The 17683-nt window shown below is 36.6% G+C and carries 18 protein-coding genes, 12 tRNA genes and 1 rRNA gene; 26 read left to right on the top strand and 5 right to left on the bottom strand.

The window, feature by feature from the left end:
* Nucleotides 1–4: 4 nt before the first annotated feature.
* From rrf to CBF35_RS14490, 13 genes are all read left to right on the top strand, one after another.
* Nucleotides 5–120, top strand: a 5S ribosomal RNA gene (gene rrf / locus CBF35_RS14550).
* Between the two features lie 11 nt (nt 121–131).
* Nucleotides 132–205 (top strand) — tRNA-Asn (locus tag CBF35_RS14545).
* A gap of 28 nt (nt 206–233) precedes the next feature.
* A tRNA-Ser gene (locus CBF35_RS14540) sits at nt 234–320 on the top strand.
* Between the two features lie 24 nt (nt 321–344).
* A tRNA-Glu gene (locus CBF35_RS14535) sits at nt 345–416 on the top strand.
* A 37-nt stretch (nt 417–453) separates the two neighbouring features.
* Nucleotides 454–526: transfer RNA gene (locus CBF35_RS14530), tRNA-Phe, on the top strand.
* A gap of 7 nt (nt 527–533) precedes the next feature.
* Nucleotides 534–614 (top strand) — tRNA-Tyr (locus CBF35_RS14525).
* A 9-nt stretch (nt 615–623) separates the two neighbouring features.
* A tRNA-Trp gene (locus CBF35_RS14520) sits at nt 624–697 on the top strand.
* 28 nt (nt 698–725) lie between these two features.
* Nucleotides 726–798, top strand: a tRNA-His gene (locus CBF35_RS14515).
* 31 nt (nt 799–829) lie between these two features.
* Nucleotides 830–905, top strand: a tRNA-His gene (locus tag CBF35_RS14510).
* A gap of 4 nt (nt 906–909) precedes the next feature.
* Nucleotides 910–981: transfer RNA gene (locus tag CBF35_RS14505), tRNA-Gln, on the top strand.
* 13 nt (nt 982–994) lie between these two features.
* Nucleotides 995–1065: transfer RNA gene (locus CBF35_RS14500), tRNA-Cys, on the top strand.
* A 17-nt stretch (nt 1066–1082) separates the two neighbouring features.
* Nucleotides 1083–1166 (top strand) — tRNA-Leu (locus CBF35_RS14495).
* A 256-nt stretch (nt 1167–1422) separates the two neighbouring features.
* Nucleotides 1423–1935, top strand: coding sequence for a GNAT family N-acetyltransferase (locus CBF35_RS14490; protein WP_126782500.1), 513 nt, complete (start codon nt 1423–1425; stop codon nt 1933–1935).
* 110 nt (nt 1936–2045) lie between these two features.
* On the opposite strand, the gene CBF35_RS14485 is transcribed toward CBF35_RS14490, so the two are convergent.
* From CBF35_RS14485 to CBF35_RS14470, 4 genes are all read right to left on the bottom strand, one after another.
* Nucleotides 2046–3503 (bottom strand): catalase, encoded by a 1458-nt coding sequence (locus tag CBF35_RS14485; protein ID WP_126782498.1) that lies wholly within the window; start codon nt 3501–3503, stop codon nt 2046–2048.
* A 201-nt stretch (nt 3504–3704) separates the two neighbouring features.
* Complete coding sequence (locus tag CBF35_RS14480; protein WP_126782496.1) at nt 3705–4247, bottom strand: hypothetical protein; 543 nt, start codon at nt 4245–4247, stop codon at nt 3705–3707.
* A 106-nt stretch (nt 4248–4353) separates the two neighbouring features.
* A complete protein-coding gene (pstA, locus tag CBF35_RS14475) occupies nt 4354–5238 on the bottom strand; it encodes a phosphate ABC transporter permease PstA (RefSeq protein ID WP_126782494.1) in 885 nt (294 codons plus the stop codon).
* Between the two features lie 40 nt (nt 5239–5278).
* Nucleotides 5279–5485 carry a helix-turn-helix transcriptional regulator gene (locus CBF35_RS14470; protein ID WP_170174822.1) on the bottom strand — a complete coding sequence of 69 codons (207 nt, stop codon included), beginning with the start codon at nt 5483–5485 and terminating at the stop codon, nt 5279–5281.
* Between the two features lie 414 nt (nt 5486–5899).
* Between CBF35_RS14470 and CBF35_RS14465 the strand changes: the two genes are divergently transcribed.
* From CBF35_RS14465 to CBF35_RS14430, 8 genes are all read left to right on the top strand, one after another.
* Nucleotides 5900–5972: transfer RNA gene (locus CBF35_RS14465), tRNA-Val, on the top strand.
* Nucleotides 5973–6139: 167 nt separating this feature from the next.
* Entirely contained in the window at nt 6140–7345 is a 1206-nt protein-coding gene (locus tag CBF35_RS14460) for a M20 metallopeptidase family protein (protein WP_170174821.1), read from the top strand.
* 212 nt (nt 7346–7557) lie between these two features.
* Nucleotides 7558–7758, top strand: coding sequence for a cold-shock protein (locus tag CBF35_RS14455; RefSeq protein ID WP_126782488.1), 201 nt, complete (start codon nt 7558–7560; stop codon nt 7756–7758).
* Nucleotides 7759–8221: 463 nt separating this feature from the next.
* Complete coding sequence (locus CBF35_RS14450; protein ID WP_126782486.1) at nt 8222–9376, top strand: hypothetical protein; 1155 nt, start codon at nt 8222–8224, stop codon at nt 9374–9376.
* A gap of 23 nt (nt 9377–9399) precedes the next feature.
* Nucleotides 9400–10140 carry a hypothetical protein gene (locus CBF35_RS14445; RefSeq protein WP_126782484.1) on the top strand — a complete coding sequence of 247 codons (741 nt, stop codon included), beginning with the start codon at nt 9400–9402 and terminating at the stop codon, nt 10138–10140.
* A gap of 136 nt (nt 10141–10276) precedes the next feature.
* The gene (locus CBF35_RS14440; protein ID WP_126782482.1) at nt 10277–10774 is read left to right on the top strand and encodes a hypothetical protein; all 498 of its coding nucleotides are present in this window, start codon (nt 10277–10279) and stop codon (nt 10772–10774) included.
* Between the two features lie 20 nt (nt 10775–10794).
* Nucleotides 10795–11574 (top strand): glucosaminidase domain-containing protein, encoded by a 780-nt coding sequence (locus tag CBF35_RS14435; RefSeq protein ID WP_126782480.1) that lies wholly within the window; start codon nt 10795–10797, stop codon nt 11572–11574.
* A gap of 21 nt (nt 11575–11595) precedes the next feature.
* Nucleotides 11596–12273 carry a hypothetical protein gene (locus tag CBF35_RS14430; protein ID WP_126782478.1) on the top strand — a complete coding sequence of 226 codons (678 nt, stop codon included), beginning with the start codon at nt 11596–11598 and terminating at the stop codon, nt 12271–12273.
* A gap of 47 nt (nt 12274–12320) precedes the next feature.
* On the opposite strand, the gene CBF35_RS14425 is transcribed toward CBF35_RS14430, so the two are convergent.
* Nucleotides 12321–12851, bottom strand: a complete 531-nt coding sequence (locus CBF35_RS14425; protein WP_126782476.1) for a DUF308 domain-containing protein — start codon at nt 12849–12851, stop codon at nt 12321–12323.
* 175 nt (nt 12852–13026) lie between these two features.
* On the opposite strand from CBF35_RS14425, the gene racE reads away from it, so the two are divergent.
* The 5 genes from racE (at nt 13027) to CBF35_RS14400 (ending at nt 17555) form a co-directional block, all read left to right on the top strand.
* Nucleotides 13027–13842 (top strand): glutamate racemase, encoded by an 816-nt coding sequence (gene racE, locus CBF35_RS14420; protein ID WP_126782474.1) that lies wholly within the window; start codon nt 13027–13029, stop codon nt 13840–13842.
* Nucleotides 13843–13861: 19 nt separating this feature from the next.
* On the top strand, nt 13862–15250 hold the full coding sequence (gene rph / locus CBF35_RS14415) for a ribonuclease PH (RefSeq protein WP_126782472.1): 1389 nt from the start codon (nt 13862–13864) through the stop codon (nt 15248–15250).
* Nucleotides 15228–15740, top strand: a complete 513-nt coding sequence (locus tag CBF35_RS14410) for a metallophosphoesterase (RefSeq protein WP_126782470.1) — start codon at nt 15228–15230, stop codon at nt 15738–15740. Before rph ends, CBF35_RS14410 begins: the two co-directional genes overlap by 23 nt.
* 121 nt (nt 15741–15861) lie before the next feature.
* Nucleotides 15862–16350: a cyclic-di-AMP-binding protein CbpB gene (gene cbpB / locus CBF35_RS14405; RefSeq protein WP_126782468.1), complete on the top strand. Its 489-nt coding sequence runs from the start codon at nt 15862–15864 to the stop codon at nt 16348–16350.
* A gap of 59 nt (nt 16351–16409) precedes the next feature.
* Complete coding sequence (locus CBF35_RS14400) at nt 16410–17555, top strand: N-acetyldiaminopimelate deacetylase (RefSeq protein ID WP_126782466.1); 1146 nt, start codon at nt 16410–16412, stop codon at nt 17553–17555.
* Nucleotides 17556–17683 lie beyond the last annotated feature (128 nt).

Genomic DNA, 17683 nt, shown 5'->3' with positions numbered 1-17683 from the left:
TAAGTGTGGTGGCGATAGCAAGAAGGATACACCTGTTCCCATGTCGAACACAGTAGTTAAGCTTCTTAGCGCCGATGGTAGTTGGGGGTTTCCCCCTGTGAGAGTAGGACGTTGCCACGCTTTAATAATTATCCGCCATAGCTCAGTTGGTAGTAGCGCATGACTGTTAATCATGATGTCGTAGGTTCGAGTCCTACTGGCGGAGTTGCTTTGAAAGAGAATAAGTAGAATCTGGAGAGTTGTCCGAGTGGCCGAAGGAGCATGCTTGGAAAGCATGTAGGCGGGTAACTGTCTCAAGGGTTCGAATCCCTTACTCTCCGTTTTAGAAGCACAACAAACAATAAGGCCCGTTGGTCAAGCGGTTAAGACACCGCCCTTTCACGGCGGTATCACGGGTTCGATTCCCGTACGGGTCATTCAATATAGATGATATATTGATAGCATTATTAAAAAGGCTTAGTAGCTCAGTTGGTAGAGCAACGGATTGAAGCTCCGTGTGTCGGCAGTTCGATTCTGTCCTGAGCCACCTTATTGGAGGAATAGCGAAGTGGCTAAACGCGACGGACTGTAAATCCGTTCCTTAGGGTTCAGTGGTTCGAATCCACTTTCCTCCATTTTATAGTAGGGATATAGTTAAACGGTATAACTACGGTCTCCAAAACCGTCATTGTGGGTTCGATTCCTACTATCCCTGCCATTAAAAAAAACTAATTATAATAATTATGGCGATTGTGGTGAAGTGGTTAACACAGCGGATTGTGGTTCCGCCACGCGTGGGTTCGATCCCCATCAGTCGCCTACTTTTAAATAATTATAATATAATATTACGGCGATTGTGGTGAAGTGGTTAACACAGCGGATTGTGGTTCCGCCATGCGTGGGTTCGATCCCCATCAGTCGCCCCATTAATGGGCTATCGCCAAGCGGTAAGGCAACAGACTTTGACTCTGTCATTCGTTGGTTCGAATCCAGCTAGCCCAGTTTATTTTAATCAGGCGGTATAGCCAAGTGGTAAGGCAGAGGTCTGCAAAACCTTTATCATCGGTTCAAATCCGGTTACCGCCTTACACAATTTATTTTATGCCGGTGTGGCGGAATTGGCAGACGCGCTGGACTCAAAATCCTGTGACCGCAAGGTCGTGCCGGTTCGACCCCGGCCATCGGTATACTTAAAACACCAACGTAAATCTTACGTTGGTGTTTTTTTTTTTATGAAACATTTTCCTAATCACTGAAACCAAAGGTAGCTATGCCAGTTACCTTACTAAAATTATTCTATGATATAATAAACCCCTAAGGAGTGTGATGAGCATGAAAACAACAAAACTCAGACTAAGGGAGCTATTAGGTCGGTGTAGTTACTAGATCCAGGTCTATAAATAAAATAATCGGCTAATTAAGTTTATTAGGAGATTAGAAACTATGACAAAAGAATTCTTTTTTTTTAAAATGACAACATCAAATGAAATAGCGGCGTTCTGGCAGAAAAAACGAGAATATGAAAAAAATGATGTATTTCCCAAATTAGTGGAATCTGGGGAAGAATTGACAGAAATCATTGAGTGGTTTCAATCTAAAAAGTATTATGAACTTATAATGAAACTACATAGAAATGATTTAAAAGATGGGGCGGGGCTACAATTCACCTTTATTTATCAGGAAAATGATTATATTGGTTTTTTGATGTACAAGGTTTACTCTTTGGAAGACGGCAAATGTTTTATCTTAGATTTTTGTGTTGAACCTGAACACAGGAATCAAAAAAATGGCACAAAGATAATATCCTCTTTTGAAAAAGCTGTTAAAAGAAAAGAAGACGCGACTTATTTGGCTTTAAATGTGTCAAATGGAAACAATCAACGTTTTTGGACAAGACAAGGTTTTTTTGCAACTGAAATTGATGAAAACGGTGAAGTTCTTTATGTAAAAAAGTAATTAAATGATTCCAGTGGCAAGTTAATTTTTTAGACAATAAATAAGCCTCACTTTGAAAAGGAGGCTTATTTTGATTGAATTAAAGGCTAAGGGACTGGTTACAACCGCCTTTAAGTAAGGGGGATGTTTAACCCTTGGGCAACCCGTTTTCCGTAATCCTGGTCTGCTTTTAGAAAGTGTTGAATTTGACGTTTTTTAATTCCTTGGTCAGTGACAGGCGTCATGCTAGAAACAATATTAGCAATTAGGCGATCTTGTTCATCAGAACTTAACAAACGGTATAAATCGCCAGCTTGGGTGTAATGATCCTCATCATTGTAAGGAACAGAGCCAGTTGTGCCAGTGACTTCAACGCTGTTTGGCTTAGCTTCAGAGCTTTCTACCGGTCCGTTGAGACTATTAGGTTCATAATACACAGAACTGCCCCCGTTGCCGTCTAAGCGCATCGCACCATCCCGCTGATAATTTTGACTTTCATGTTTAGGACGGTTAATTGGTAATAATTGACTATTAGCACCAACCCGATGACGATGAGCATCGCCATAAGCGAATAGTCGACCTTGTAATAATTTATCTGGTGAAAAATCAATTCCTGGGACGATATTCCCTGGTGTGAAAGTAACTTGTTCAACTTCAGCAAAGTAATTATTTGGGTTACGATCCAGAGTCATTTCGCCAACTTCAATTAAAGGATAGTCTTTTTGAGACCAAACTTTTGTAACATCGAAAGGGTTGAAGCGGTAAGTTGGTGCATCTTCTAAAGGCATAATTTGAACGAAGAGTTTCCAAGTTGGGAAGTCACCGCTATCGATGGCGTTAAAGAGATCCTCAGTATGATGATCGGGATTACTGCCATCAATTTCTTGAGCAACTTGAGCCGATAAATTCTTAATGCCTTGTTCTGTTTTAAAATGATACTTGATCCAAACACTTTCGCCAGCAGCGTTTGTCCATTTATACGTGTGACTGCCAAAACCGTGCATATGACGGAAGGTTGCAGGAATACCTCGGTCAGACATCAAAATTGTCACTTGGTGTAATGATTCAGGCGATAAAGACCAGAAGTCCCAAACTGCGTTAGGGTTTTTCAAGTGAGTTTGTGGGTCACGTTTTTGAGTATGAATAAAATCAGGAAATTTAATAGCGTCTCTAATGAAAAAAATCGGTGTGTTGTTACCAACTAAATCATAGTTTCCTTCCTCAGTGTAAAATTTAAGAGCAAAGCCTCGTGGGTCTCGCAAAGTATCTGAAGAGCCATTTTCACCAGCAACTGTCGAAAATCGTGCAAAAAGTTCAGTTTCTTTACCAATCTCTGCTAAAAAGTCTGCTTTAGTATAGCGAGTTAAATCATTCGTTACTTTGAAATGCCCGTGTGCGCCGGCCCCTTTAGCGTGAACAACTCTTTCAGGGACACGCTCCCGGTTAAAGTGAGCTAATTTTTCCAGTAAATGGACATCTTGAATCAAGACTGGTCCTTGACTGCCAGCAGTTTGAGAATTTTGGTTGTCGCCAACTGGTGCCCCAGCAGAAGTTGTTAAGATATTACGTTGATCTATAGTGTTAGTCATGAATAGTCTCCTTATTTTCTTATTTGTTATAATTATTAAATAACAATATCTATATTATAGAACTAGGTCCTGAGAATCAATTAAGAGGCTTGTGAATTTTTTAATTGAGTTATAAAAATTGTGTTTTTAGTCAATAACTTAGAAAGACACGTCAAAAAAACACGAAAAAAGTTTCGTGTTTTAAATTTATTAACTACAAAATTAATATTTAACAGTAATGTCCCAAGTTTTAGCTGAACTAGTTAAGTTGAAAACAGCGAAAGTATATTGCGCTGTTTTAGAAGCGGAACCGGTAATCGAAACGTCATATTCAGAAGTTGATTCTTGAATTAAGCTGCCTTCTCGTAGAATTCTGACCCGTTTTTTACCAGTGACCCCAGCTGCTTTTAAAGAAATGACGTTACCCTTAGTTGAACTGTAGTTACCAGTCCATGATGAATTGGCATTGATTTTTTTTGAAAAGGTATTTGTTGCTCGTTGTATGGGCAGTTCGATCGGCGAGACGTTGACAAGTTTAAAGTGGAAGTTATTTGTCTTCTTTATCAAGTAGGTCGAGTTAGCGAAGGTATAAGCAAAATTAGCATATTCACTAGGGTCAATCCAAAGTGACAACTCGTGATTATCAGTTTGAACAAGGACTAAATTAGCTTTGTCTGGGACATTTACTGCCGTTGCCTGAACTGTGACAGGGACTAACAACCAAAAAAAAGTGATAAAACTGAATGATACTAATAGATGTTTCATTTTTAATTCCTCCTCTAACTAGTTGTTGAAAAATGAGCAATGCTTATTTTTCATGCCTATCATCTCATAAGAAGAAATTAGATGTAAGAACCTGTTAGTTGCTTTTTTACTTAGTCGCCATTTTTTTTTCGTAATAAAAAGCGAGAGTTCTTAATAGCCCGTTAATAATCAAGATCATCACTAACAAAACTAAGGAACTAGCAGATAAAAATAAATCACTATTGTCAATTCTGCCTTCGCTACTAACTTTCCATATATGGACAGCTAAGGTTTCAGCTTGACGATTCACATTTAACGGGCTGCTAATATTTAAAGGATTCCAATTGGAAAAATCCAGTGCAGGAGCACTTTGGCCAGCAGTGAAAATTAAAGTTGCTGCCTCGCCAACAACTCGTCCTAAAGCTAGAATCAAACCAGTGATGATACTAGGAATAACTGAAGGCAAGGTGACTTTTGTAATAACTTCCCATTTAGTTAAGCCTAGAGCGAGGCCGGCTTGTTTTTGTAAAGGATCAGCGCTAGCTAAGGCTGATTCAAAATTACTTAATAACAGAGGTAAATTGATGATCCCGAGGGCTAGAGCACCAGAAATGACTGAGAACTTTAAATTAAAATATAAGACAAAAACTAACATTCCGAACAAACCGACAACAATTGATGATAGTGAACTAATGATTTCAACCATCATAATAGTTAATTGTTTGAATCGGGAGTTAGCGGCGTATTCATGGAGATAAATCGCCGCCCCTAAGGCGATTGGTACTGAAACACCCATCGTAATCAACGCAATGTAAAGGGTGTTAAATAGTTGAATACCAATACCGCCACCGTTTCCGGTAATAGAACTTTTTTCAGTTAAAAAGCTCCAAGAAAGGTGTTTATAGCCTTTTAAAAATAACCAAGTAAATAAATAAATTAAAATTAAAAAGACGATTCCTGCCATGAAATAAAAGGCATATGTTGCAAATTTATCGATTTTTTTTGACACAATACCAGCTCCTTTAAAATAATACCTAGGCTATTGTTGAACTTTATTTGAAAAAAATGAGACACTCTTCAATCTCAAAGTTGTATAAAAAAGCTAGTAGAACTAAATGTTCTAGACTGGGAATTGAGTTGCTAGTTTCCCATTTTGAAACAGATTGCCTAGTAATCAATAATTGATTAGCTACGGCTTCTTGTGATAAACCAGAAATTAAACGTTTGTTTTTTAAAAAATCTGCGAAAGTAGGGTTCAAGATAAACCTCCTAAATAGAGTGAGTTTGGATATTATAAAAGATATGACAATTTATAGCATAAAGTAAAAAAAAAGTCGAATCAGCTAAAAAAGATAATTATTAATTACTATGAGTAATAATTAAATATCTTGTGTTCTTTAAAAAAGTGTTCAATAATCTTAGAAGATAGATCAATAAGAAAAAATAAAAAATAATTAAGTATGTATGAAAGAAAAAGGAAATGGGGCTTTGGTTAACGGATACGTCTTTTTCGTGAATTACTTTAGTTGATAAGTAAAATAATTTTAATCTAAGTGAGATTATCTTTTGAGGCTTGAGTTTATTAAGGCAATCTGCTATTATAGATAAAGTAGTCAACTAGTAGGGAGTAATCTTTAAACTCTAGTTAATTACTAGATGCTATTTAACGAAAAGGTTCCTTAGCTCAGTTGGGAGAGCACTACCTCGACAAGGTAGGGGTCGCTGGTTCGAACCCAGTAGGGACCATTAAGCCAAATGCTATTAAACTAGCCTTAGGCTTTTTTATTTGTTTTTTTACATAATCTCAAACATATTAGTCATCCTTTTTTTCTGAAACAAGCGGTTCATTAAACGAGTGATTAAGAAAAGGTGTATAATTAAAAGATAATCATGTGAAAGAGAGGAAAGTTAAAGTGGAAAAATACGAAAATGTCTTTAAAGAGGCACTAGCATTGGAGCCAGAACTAATTAAAATCAGACGTCAACTTCATCAAAACCCTGAAACAGGTTTTGAGTTAGAAGTGACTAAAAATTACGTCTACAAAGAGTTGGCAAGTATGGGCTATACACCAAGTTGGTGCGGTCAAGCTGGTGTTGTTGCGACAATTGGTAATGGTCAGGGGTCAACATTCTTACTGAGAGCAGATATGGATGCTTTGCCAATTACCGAAGAAACCGGACTAGAGTTTGCTTCAAAGAACGATAAGATGCACGCTTGTGGCCACGATTTTCATACGACGATGCTTTTAGGAACAGCTAAGTTATTAAAAAAATATCAAGCAAAGTTAAATGGAACGATTAAGTTAATGTTTCAACCAGCGGAAGAAATCATGGAAGGCGCTGCAGACATGATAAAAAGTGGTGTGCTAGAAAATCCTAAAGTTGATGGGGGAATGATGATTCACGTCTTACCAGGCGCACCAATCCCTGATGGAACAGTCTTAATCGCCAAAGCAGGTAAAGGTTTATCTTCTTGCGATTGGTTTGAAATCAAAATCAAAGGGAAAAGCGGCCACGGTTCGACGCCTAAAAATGCCATCGACCCAATTGCACCAGCGGCGGCCATTTACCAAGGCTTGATGGAAATCCAAGCTCGGGAAATCTCAGCTGATGCCTTAGTCGCTTTAACAATTGGTGAATTTCACAGTGGTAGTACTTCGAATGTGATTCCAGATACAGCGGTTTTACGAGGGACTTTAAGGACTTATGATGATCAGTTACGATCAGAAATGAAAATTAGAATGCAAGAACTAGTGGAAGGATTAGCGAAAGCTTATCGTTGTGAAGGAGAAATGACTTTCTTAGCCGGTGCTCCAACCTTGGAAAATGCTGAAGAAGTTGTTGTTCATGCTAATAATTACTTGCTTCATTATTTAGCCGCAGATAAAGTTCTTTCAGTTAGTGACTTACCAATCAATGAAGTTCAAATGGGATCAGAAGATTTTGCCTACGTTAGTCACGAAATTCCTGTAGTCATGTTAGCTTTAGCAGCTGCAGATAGCCGAAATAGTGAACCATATCCAGTACATCACCCAAAACTTGTACTAAATGAAGAAGCCCTTAAATATGGTGTAACAGCTTACACCGCAATGGCTTTAAGCTGGTTAGAAAAAGAATAAACGGATACTAAATAGTAATAAATACGAGTTTATTAGAATTCTTTTGCAGAAATGGTTTACATTGTTTGGAAGATAGGTTATACTAAGTATGTAATATGTTTGATAAAACTTATAAGGTTATTTTACAGTCATGTAATTGAGACACCTCTTTTGTAGCATCGACATTTATTGCAATATTAAGCGCTATGCGCAAAATTAGGAGGAAAATTATTATGGCACAAGGAACAGTAAAATGGTTTAACGCAGACAAAGGATTCGGTTTCATCACTCAAGAGGACGGTTCAGATGTTTTTGCACATTTCTCAGCTATCCAAGGTGAAGGATTCAAATCTTTAGAAGAAGGTCAAGCAGTGACTTTCGATGTTGAAGAAGGCCAACGTGGATTACAAGCGACTAACATCGTTAAAAACTAGTAATTCCCACAACTTATAATAGACATATTGGTTAGAAATATCCAATCAACTATTCGAGCAACTAAACTTTCGAGTTTAGTTGCTTTTTTTTTGTGGAAAATAATAAATAGGATATTCAAAAAGTATGTACTAAAAAAAATAAAAGATGTTATAATAAAGAAGATAATGAATCTTCAAGAAAAGGTTTTTTTATTTTATATATTAAGAACTTAAACTAGTTCTTTACTGTGAAAAATAACAGTCGTGATAATTCTTATAAAAGCGCTGCTTTAGGTTCTCTTTGCAACATAGGAGTGTTTATTGTATAATATCGATAGCTGTTAAAATACGATTAAAGTAAATAAAATTAAAGTGAGACTATTTAAACAAGCTGTAACTATAAGTCAATAAAGTTAATAAGGCTATTTTGATAATTTAGAAAATAACAAAACGAGATTTAATAGTTTTGAGAAGGAGTTATTTAATGGTAAGTAAGGATGAAAGAAGCCAAGAGCAATCTGTTAAAGATAAACAACAAACTGGATCACCTCTAAGTAATGAGCCAGCTCAGCTCGAAAGAAAAATTAATGTCTTACTGACTGAACTATCCAAGGCTAAACAAGAAATTGGACTGTTAACAGTCAAATACAACCAGTTAAGCGAAACAACGCAGTTAATGAGTAATAGTTTTGCTAAAATGGCAGGTTATTCTGAACGAATTCTATCTGATAAACTTGAAGCGCAAGAAATCAATTCTTTACATAAGCAATTTTCCGAAAGCTTTAAGATTAATCATTTATTAGATGAAAGCCATACTGAAGGCCACTCCGTTAATGATATGATAGGTGTTTACTTATTAGGTGCTAAAAAGAATGCGGATAAAATTATCATTGATGCTCAAAGTGAAGCCGAATCATTGATTTCTGATAGCTTAGCAAAACATACTGGCTCGGTAGACGCACTAAAAGTAACTCAGAATCAGCTGGAAAAAGAAGTCGCTGAATTAAGTGAAACTAAAAAAAGGCTAGCTGAAGAATTAAAAGTAGCAAAAACTGATTCCCAGCCCTTTATCGAAAAGCAAGCCAAACTAAAACGTGAGGCAGAACAATACAATGAAAAAATTAAAGCGGAAGCCGCTGAATATAAAGAGCAGCAAGCTAAAGAAATAGCTGAGTATACAGCTAAAGAAAAAGCCAAAGCCGATCATTATTGTAAAAAAATTAAAAGAGAAGCTGAAGAGTTAGTTAGTAAACAGAAAAAAGCAGCTCAAACTTATTATGAAACGACTAAAAAAGAAGCCGATGAAAAATTTAACATCGAGTTACTTGAAGCAGCCTTTGTCAAAAAAGAATCCCAAGTGAAAAAAGACATCGAACAAATTAAAATTGATGCCAACAGTTACGCCAGCAAGCGGACTCGAGACGCTGATAGTTATGTTAGAAATATCAAACGCGAAGCAGAAATTTATGTGAGTACAACGAAAAATGATGCGGATATCTATGCCAAAATCAAACGTGATGAATTGATCATTGAAGAAAAAGAGTTAGAAAAACGGATCGAACATTTAAAAAATCGTTTTACCCACCAAATTGATCAACTACTTGATACTGTTGATGAGTATGAAGAAATGAAATCATAGAATAAGTAAGTAAGGAGAAAATGATGCTGTTTAAGATATTAACCTTTGGATTAATTGCTATTGTTTTACTAGTATCTCTATACTTTATTAGACAATACTTAGTTTATCTAAACTTCTTTACGATTGAGCCACCAAAAAGTCGTGAGAAATTACGGGAGTTAAGTATAAAAAGACAAAAACAACAACATAAGGTAACTAATGTTTCTGTTACTTTAGTAATTGTCTTTGCTCTAATTTTATCATTTATCCTTTTTAGTTTAATGAGTGTCAAGAAAGACACTGATATTATTAAGGATCAAGTGACTAGTCAAAAAAAAAAATCAACTGACGTAACTGAAAATAGCCTTAATACGTCAGGTAGTCAAGGCACGAGCACAGAAGCCCTTAAGAACTATAAAGATCAAGAGTGGTCCATTGATCAATATGATTGGCAAGGACTCTTGAAAAACGATAAGAAGCTACAAACAAGTGAAGAAATCGCCTTGTCCAGTTTATTAAAACCTTATATTGGCGAAAACAACCTGACAATAATTAAAGGAACATCATTGACGGTTTCAATTGTCGGTGTTGGTTTAAGTCAAGAGGAGTATAATCAAGCTCAAGACAATCTCCCATTGATCGTGGCAGACTTAAATAAAGAAGCCCAAGTTTCAATTGTTGATTTTACCTTAACTTTCTATGATAATGATAGTAAGTTAAATAAAAAGAGTCGCATGTTCTACCAAGAAAACGGCGTATTAAAAGAAATGACAAATAAAAAATAAGTTGAATTAAGAGGAGTATGTTTATAATGGAAAAAAATAATAATGGTAATACGAATGAAGTATTAGAACAAGTTAAATTAGAGTTAGAAAGTGAAAAATTTAAGAACTCATATTCAGAAGAGTTATAGAAAAAGCGATGAATGATAATGCAGAATGGGAATTGAAAGTAGCTAAATTAGAAAAAGAGTTAGCTAACAAAGCGACTCATCCAATAGCAGCGACTAACGATAGTGCTGAATTGGCTAATGCCAAAAACAAAATTGCGTCTTTAGAAATGCAATTATCAGCAACAGCGAATACAGAGTCAACATCAGAAGAAACAGTCCAATTAAAAAATAAAGTCAATGAATTAATGCTTGCTAACCAACAATTACGTGAAGAAACAGTTAAATCTCAACAAGGGATTGGCGAAGTCATGTTAGTAGCGAAACAACAAGCTGCCCAAATGATTTCCGATGCTGAAAAAGAAATTAAAGTCAACGTTGAAAAAGCTCGTCAAGAGTTCTTCGATATTGGTAATAAAGCTAATACGATCACAGACGAAATTAAACAATCTCAAGATGCTGTCAATACAGTTTATAAAGAACTTTTAGAACGTGTTTCTAAAATGTCAGCCATTGATTTTGATATCTAAAGCTTAAAAGGAGGCCTATTGTGAAATTAAATAAAATTATTAGCAGCTTTCTTTTATGCTGTCTTGCGATAATCTTCGTTATTAATGGCACAGTAGGCCAGGCAAGTGCCCAAGTAGAAAGAAAAGAGGACATTATCTTCTTTATTGATCAAATAGCCCCTAAGGCTAGAAAACTAGCCTGGGATAACGATTTATACGCATCAGTGATGTTAGCCCAAGCGATCTTAGCCTCTGACTACGGTCGGAGTGAGTTAAGTAATGATCAAGTGAACAATATTTATTCAATGCAAGGCCGTTACCAAGACCGCTATGTTAAATGGTCAGATGGGGCAATTGTTGATGAAGCAACTAACTATTCAGAATACCGTAAGTATCCGTCTTACAATGAAGCCTTAAAAGATTTTGTGGCACTAATGAAAAATGGCACTTCCTCTGATCCAAACTTTTATTCAGGGGCTTTTAGAAGTAAAACAGTCAATTACAAAGAAGCAACAGCTTTTCTAATCTCCAGATATGCAGAAGATCCTGAGTATTCTAAGCGGCTTAATGCAATTATTGATCTTTATAACTTAACGGATTTTGATGTAAAGCCTGATAGTGACAAAGAAAACAATTTTAATAAAGTCCACAAAAATGAAGCTTTAGAAAAGTTGAACACAAAAAAAGTTCACATCGTTACAGCAAATCAAACCTTAGTAGATATTGCCGATAAGTACCAAATTGATTTACTTTCATTGATTGAGAATAATCATCTTGGCACGAGTGCGATTGTCGTTGGTCAAGAACTTGTTGTAGACTAACTTATAAAAGCAGGTGTAAAAGTGTTTAAATTATTAAAAAACTTAAAAAGTAGTAATTATTACTACTATGAAGATATTGAAGAACTAGAATTAGAAGAAGAGTCCGCTAAACAAACAAAACTAGACACTACTGTGCAATCAGTCGATGAGATGGGCAATCGTGTCGAAGCATTAAAAAAACAAGTGGAATTATTGAAAAAAAGTAATAGTTCTGAAACTGAGAAGTTGAAGCAACAAGTTAATACGTTATTAAAAAGAAATGAAGAACTTGAACTCAATGAGCAGACTAAAACTCAAACATCAGAGTATTATCAAAATCTAGAAAGCTTAAATAGTAATTTAGAGCAACAGTTGTCCCAAGAAACATCAAATGTCATTAATTTAAAAAGTCGTTTAACGGAAGTTGAAAATCAACCTAAGTTACCAATCGAAGAAACACAAGAATATCAGAGTTTAGCAAATGAGCTAAAAACAACTAAAGAACAACTAGTTAAATATATTAAACAACACTCTGATCAAGCTGAAAAGACGGTCATTGGTAATCAACAAGCGACAACAGCATTTAAAAATGACTTGGCTAAGTTTAAAGCTGAACTATTAGCAACGAAAGAAGAGTCGCAAAAATTTTTCAATGATGCCTTAAGCGGTTTGTACAAACAAGAGTCAGCTGAAAAATTAGAAAACAAAAAACAGCCATAGTTCGACATTATCGAGTTATGACTGTTTTTTGTTTTTTTGATTTACGATTAGGAATTTTTGAATAAGAAAAACAGCTCAGTGGCACCCATAAAGATCAAGAGGCCGCCAAAAGCCCGTAATAGTAGTAAGATACTACTAAAGGGGTTAAATAATAAGAAACAACCAGCTAGAATGATTAAACACCCGTAAATTTTGCTAGGTAACTTATATTGAGGGTTAACTTCCTTAATAGTCGTTTTTTTACCACTAAGTTTAGAAATACCGTTAACAATAATAAACAGCCCTAAAATAATTGGTAAAAATTTCAGCAGGGGTTTCGTTAGTAATAAGACTGCTAAAGCTGAAACAAAATAGATCGTAGCAGTTAGTAAGGCGTAATTCCAGAGACTTTGATTCTCTCTTTGGCGTAAGCCATTAATAATAGTAATCGTGCCCATTAAGAGTAAGTAACCACCTAGTAAGTAGATAATACTTTGTAAAACGATTTGTGGTTGGATTATTAAAAATAATCCGAAAAGTAAACTTAGGACGAGTTTTAATAAAGTAAACTGATTTAAACGACTGATAAATGATTTCATAATAACCTCTCCTTTTTGGTACTACTTTTATTTTAGCGAAAGCGGCGGCAGATAGCTAGTTTTTTGAGTAGATTAACTAAGATAAAGAGAATATTATAGCAAAAGACTTGATATGTTCGAGGAAAAAAGGGAAAATGTTAAATGTAATGGAATATATTGAAGAAGAGGTAGAATTATGGTAAATTGCCAAGGAATAGGATTCATTGATTCAGGTGTAGGTGGTTTAACTGTTGTTAAAGAAGCCTTAAAACAGCTCCCTAATGAACGTGTTATTTACTTAGGCGACACAGCCCGTTGTCCATATGGTCCGCGACCAGTTGAGCAAGTTAGAGAATTCACTTGGGAAATGACTAATTATTTATTAAAACAAAAGATTAAGATGTTAGTGATTGCCTGTAACACTGCCACGGCAGTTGTATTAGATGAAATAAAAGCTAAATTAGACATTCCAGTTGTTGGTGTGATTTTACCAGGTTCACGGGCAGCTTTAAAAAGTACTAAAAAAGGTGAGATTGGTGTCATTGGCACAAGCGTGACAGTAAATAGCCATGCCTACGCCCTAGCATTGCAGACAAAAGCGCCTAAAATGCAAGTAAGAGAACTAGCTTGTCCTAAGTTTGTGCCAATCGTTGAAAGTAAAGAATACCGCTCTTCCTTAGCTAAAAAGATTGTAGCAGAGACATTGAAACCATTAAAACAAAGTAACATTGATACATTGATTTTAGGCTGTACTCATTATCCTTTATTAAAGCCTTTAATTAAAAATTATATGGGGGATAAAGTCGCATTGATTGATTCTGGCGCTGAAACGGTTGGGGAAGTCAGTATGTTATTAGATTATTTTGACATTGCAGCCCAACCACAAGAAAATCAGTTAGCCCATCAATTTTATGTCACTGGATCCGTGTCATTATTTAAAGAGATAAGTGAGGAATGGCTTGATTTAAGCGAGCCAATGATTCAAAAAGTAGTTATTAGCCAGAAAAAATAAGTTAAAAGGATGTTTGTTAATGAGACATGACCAACGAAAAGAAGCAGAATTACGCCAAATAACAATCGAAACAAATGTATTAAAGCACCCTGAAGGTTCCGTATTAGTAAGTTTTGGTGATACGAAAGTGTTATGTGCCGCCACCTTTGAAGATAAAGTTCCCCCTTTTTTACGTGGGGGCGGGACTGGCTGGGTAACAGCTGAATACAGTATGTTACCTCGTGCCACCCACACTCGTAACATTCGTGAAAGTGCTAAAGGCAAGTTATCAGGTCGAACAATGGAAATTCAACGACTAATCGGACGTGCCTTACGCTCTGTGGTTGATTTAGAGGTCCTAGGAGAGCGTTCTCTCGTAGTTGACTGTGATGTTATCCAAGCTGATGGTGGCACTCGGACAGCGAGTATTACGGGGGCTTTTGTCGCTTTAAGTTTAGCAGTGGAAAAATTACTTAAAGACGGGACTCTAACTGAAAGTCCTTTAAAAGAACATTTAGCCGCAGTCAGTGTCGGTATTTTACCATCTGGCGAAGCCGTGTTAGATTTAGATTACATCGAAGATTCCTCTGCCTTAGTTGATATGAACTTAGTGATGACCGAAGCCGGGCAATTTGTTGAAATTCAAGGAACAGGTGAAGAAGCCACCTTTAGTACCGAGGAATTAACAGCCATGTTAAGTTTAGGAAAGAGTGGCATTAGTGAGTTAATTGCGGAACAAAAAAATGTTTTAAGAGCAAGTCAAAGGGCAGCTAAGGGAACTAATGACCCTAAAACAGCGGACAATCAATTATTGATTGCCACTCGTAACCCTGGTAAAGCCAAAGAGTTTCAAAAACTCTTTGCTGGTCAAGGATTAATCATTAAAACCTTACTAGATTATCCAGAGATTCCTGATGTCCCGGAAACTGCCACGACCTTTGAAGGAAATGCCCGTTTAAAAGCTGAAACGATTGCTGCTGAGTTGAATTGTTTAGTTTTGGCTGACGATTCTGGTTTGAAAGTGGCTGCTCTTGGAGGGCAACCAGGGGTTTACTCAGCTCGCTTCGCCGGTGAAGGCAAAAGTGACAACGCCAATAATGCCAAACTGCTCCATGAGTTAACTGACGTCAAAGCTGAAGAGCGTCAAGCTTCTTTTCACTGTACTTTAGTCTTAGCGGCACCAGGTCGCAAAAGTTTAGTTGTATCAGGTGAAATTGCTGGACGAATCGTAACAATTCCTCAAGGGGAGAATGGTTTTGGGTATGATCCGTTATTTTTAGTTGAAGAGAAAGGCCAAACAATGGCCGAATTATCAGATGAAGTTAAAAATCAAATCAGTCACCGAGGGATTGCGATTCAAGAACTTAGTCAGCAATGGTCGGCATGGTTGGAGAATGAGGCGGAAAATGAACTATTTAGTAGTAAGTGATAATCACGGCGATCGTCAATGCTTAGTAGAACTTGTTGAAAAATACCGTGGCACAGTCGATAAAATGTTTCACTGTGGTGATTCTGAACTAGAACCAACAGATGAGTTATGGAATGAGTTAATTGTTGTTACTGGTAACTGTGACTATGATGAGCGCTACTTAACAGAGCAGCTGATCAAGACTGAGGAAGATCAAGTCTTAATGACCCATGGCCACTTAATAAGTGTCAGACAGTCAACGGCAGCCTTACAAGCTCGTGCAGAAGAGTTGGGAGCAACAATTGCCCTTTACGGTCATACCCATCAGTTAAGTGTGGAATTTAATGGGGGGCTTTTAATTGTCAACCCAGGCAGTATTCGTTTACCTAGAGGCCAATATTTAATCAAAACTTATGCTTTAATCGAAAGTACGCCAACAACCTTTAAAGTCCAGTATTACGATGATCAACATCGAGAAGTGCCAGGCTTAAATTTCACTTTTACTAAGTAGGCTGAAAAAAGTTTCTAAGAATTACTTAATCTTTTTTGAAGTTAGTGTGAATTAGCTGATTTTTAATAGGAGATTAGGTAAACTATGGGTAGGTCTGAAAAGAAGATAGGAGGCACTCCAGATGATTGGGAATGCTGTTAAAACAATATTATTAGATAATGAAGAAAATTTCTTAATACCAGATGATAAAGTTGCTCATGTGATGGACATTAATCCTTTAAATCACGCCTTGCTAGTGTTGACGAAAGTGAAGTATACGCGAATTCCAGTACTTAATAAAGAAGGGGAAATTGTTGGTTTAGTCGGTTTATCAGAAATTGTAAATGCCATGTTCGATTTAACTGAGATTGATCCTGATAATTTGACTGATTTATTAGTAAAAGATGTCATGGAAACTGAGATTAAGACGATTACGAAACCTTACGATATTGAGTATATTTTACACTTACTAGTTGATAATTCATTTATTCCCTTAGTTGATGAGGAAAATCGTTTCGCAGGCATTGTGACGAGAAAAGAAATTTTAAAATCCGTTAATCAATTAGCCCATACTTTAGAAAATCGCTACACTTTAACTGAGAAAAAAAACACTGAACGCAAAATAAGTTAAAAATAAAAAATCTCTCTTCTTGAACAGAAGAGAGATTTTTATGATAATGAGGAACTATTATGACATTTACGGAAGATCACTTAATTAAAATTCGACGGGATCTCCATAAAATCCCTGAAGTAGGCTTTGCTGAATTTAAAACCCAAGCTTATTTACTGGCAGTAATTAGCAAACTTCCCCAGGAAAAACTAACGATTACCCCTTGGGAAACCGGGCTGATTGTCACTGTTAAAGGCAGTCAGCCTCAGCAAGCAATTGCTTGGCGAACGGACATTGATGGCCTGCCGATTACGGAAGCAACTGGTTTAAGCTACGCTTCTCAACACGAGAATCACATGCACGCCTGTGGGCATGATTTCCATATGACCATTGCCTTAGGGATTTTAAGCAATGTCATTAAATTAGACTTAAAGGAGAACTATGTCTTTATTTTCCAACCGGCAGAAGAGAATTTAGCTGGTGGCAAACTATTATATGATAGTGGTATTTTAGCAGAGAGTCAGCTGACTGAGATTTATGCCTTACATGTTCAACCTAATCTACCAGTAGGCACAGTCTCAACGAAAGAAGGCACGATTTTAGCTGGCGACTGCGAATTCCAGCTAACGTTTCACGGAAAAGGGGGACATGGTGCCTATCCACATGAATCTAACGACATGATTGTCGCCGCCAGCCAATTGATTCAACAACTTCAAACGATTGTCAGTCGCAACGTTGACCCAATGGTCGGAGCCGTTGTAACAGTGGCGACGATTCACGCAGGGGAAGCAACGAATGTTATTCCTGAAACTTTAACTTTATCAGGTTCAATTCGTACCTTGAGTCAAGAGATGAACCAACTGACTCAACAACGTTTATTAGAAATTAGTGCCGGCATTGAGTTATCCTTTCAGTGTGAGATTGACGTCCTACTAGATCAGAAAGGCTACGTGCCTGTAGTTAACCATCAAAAACCAACCCAAGCTTTTAGCACCTTTGTTAAGGAGCAAACTGACTTAGCATTTGTCGAAGCTCAAGGGCTGATGACTGCTGAAGATTTTGGTTATTATTTAACTAAAATTCCCGGTATGCTGTTTTGGCTAGGCGTTGAAAGTCCATACGAGTTACACCATAATAAATTTCAACCAGAAGAAAGTGCCATTGCCATTGGTGTCAAAACAGTGACAGCATTTTTTGAAGCACAAGAAAAAAGTCAACCTACATAATTAAAGTGTACCCCATGTCAAGGACATAATAAAAAAAGTGGTATGAATTGTGTAAAGATGATTCCCAAAATTTGGGGATCATCTTTTTTATACTTTGAATGTTTCGTAATATTTTTGAGGTGTCAGTC

Source organism: Vagococcus salmoninarum (genome assembly GCF_003987495.1).
Classification (GTDB): Bacteria; Bacillota; Bacilli; order Lactobacillales; family Vagococcaceae; genus Vagococcus_D; species Vagococcus_D salmoninarum.
This window is presented reverse-complemented; position numbering and strand designations above follow the sequence as displayed.

Excerpts from the sequence above, each read along its gene's own strand:
- CBF35_RS14490 (WP_126782500.1), top strand. The coding sequence starts at position 1,423 with ATGACAAAAGAATTCTTTTTTTTTAAAATGACAACATCAAATGAAATA.
- CBF35_RS14485 (WP_126782498.1), bottom strand. The coding sequence starts at position 3,503 with ATGACTAACACTATAGATCAACGTAATATCTTAACAACTTCTGCTGGG.
- CBF35_RS14480 (WP_126782496.1), bottom strand. The coding sequence starts at position 4,247 with ATGAAACATCTATTAGTATCATTCAGTTTTATCACTTTTTTTTGGTTG.
- CBF35_RS14455 (WP_126782488.1), top strand. The coding sequence starts at position 7,558 with ATGGCACAAGGAACAGTAAAATGGTTTAACGCAGACAAAGGATTCGGT.
- CBF35_RS14450 (WP_126782486.1), top strand. The coding sequence starts at position 8,222 with ATGGTAAGTAAGGATGAAAGAAGCCAAGAGCAATCTGTTAAAGATAAA.
- CBF35_RS14445 (WP_126782484.1), top strand. The coding sequence starts at position 9,400 with ATGCTGTTTAAGATATTAACCTTTGGATTAATTGCTATTGTTTTACTA.
- CBF35_RS14440 (WP_126782482.1), top strand. The coding sequence starts at position 10,277 with ATGAATGATAATGCAGAATGGGAATTGAAAGTAGCTAAATTAGAAAAA.
- CBF35_RS14425 (WP_126782476.1), bottom strand. The coding sequence starts at position 12,851 with ATGAAATCATTTATCAGTCGTTTAAATCAGTTTACTTTATTAAAACTC.
- racE (WP_126782474.1), top strand. The coding sequence starts at position 13,027 with ATGGTAAATTGCCAAGGAATAGGATTCATTGATTCAGGTGTAGGTGGT.
- rph (WP_126782472.1), top strand. The coding sequence starts at position 13,862 with ATGAGACATGACCAACGAAAAGAAGCAGAATTACGCCAAATAACAATC.
- CBF35_RS14410 (WP_126782470.1), top strand. The coding sequence starts at position 15,228 with ATGAACTATTTAGTAGTAAGTGATAATCACGGCGATCGTCAATGCTTA.
- cbpB (WP_126782468.1), top strand. The coding sequence starts at position 15,862 with ATGATTGGGAATGCTGTTAAAACAATATTATTAGATAATGAAGAAAAT.
- CBF35_RS14400 (WP_126782466.1), top strand. The coding sequence starts at position 16,410 with ATGACATTTACGGAAGATCACTTAATTAAAATTCGACGGGATCTCCAT.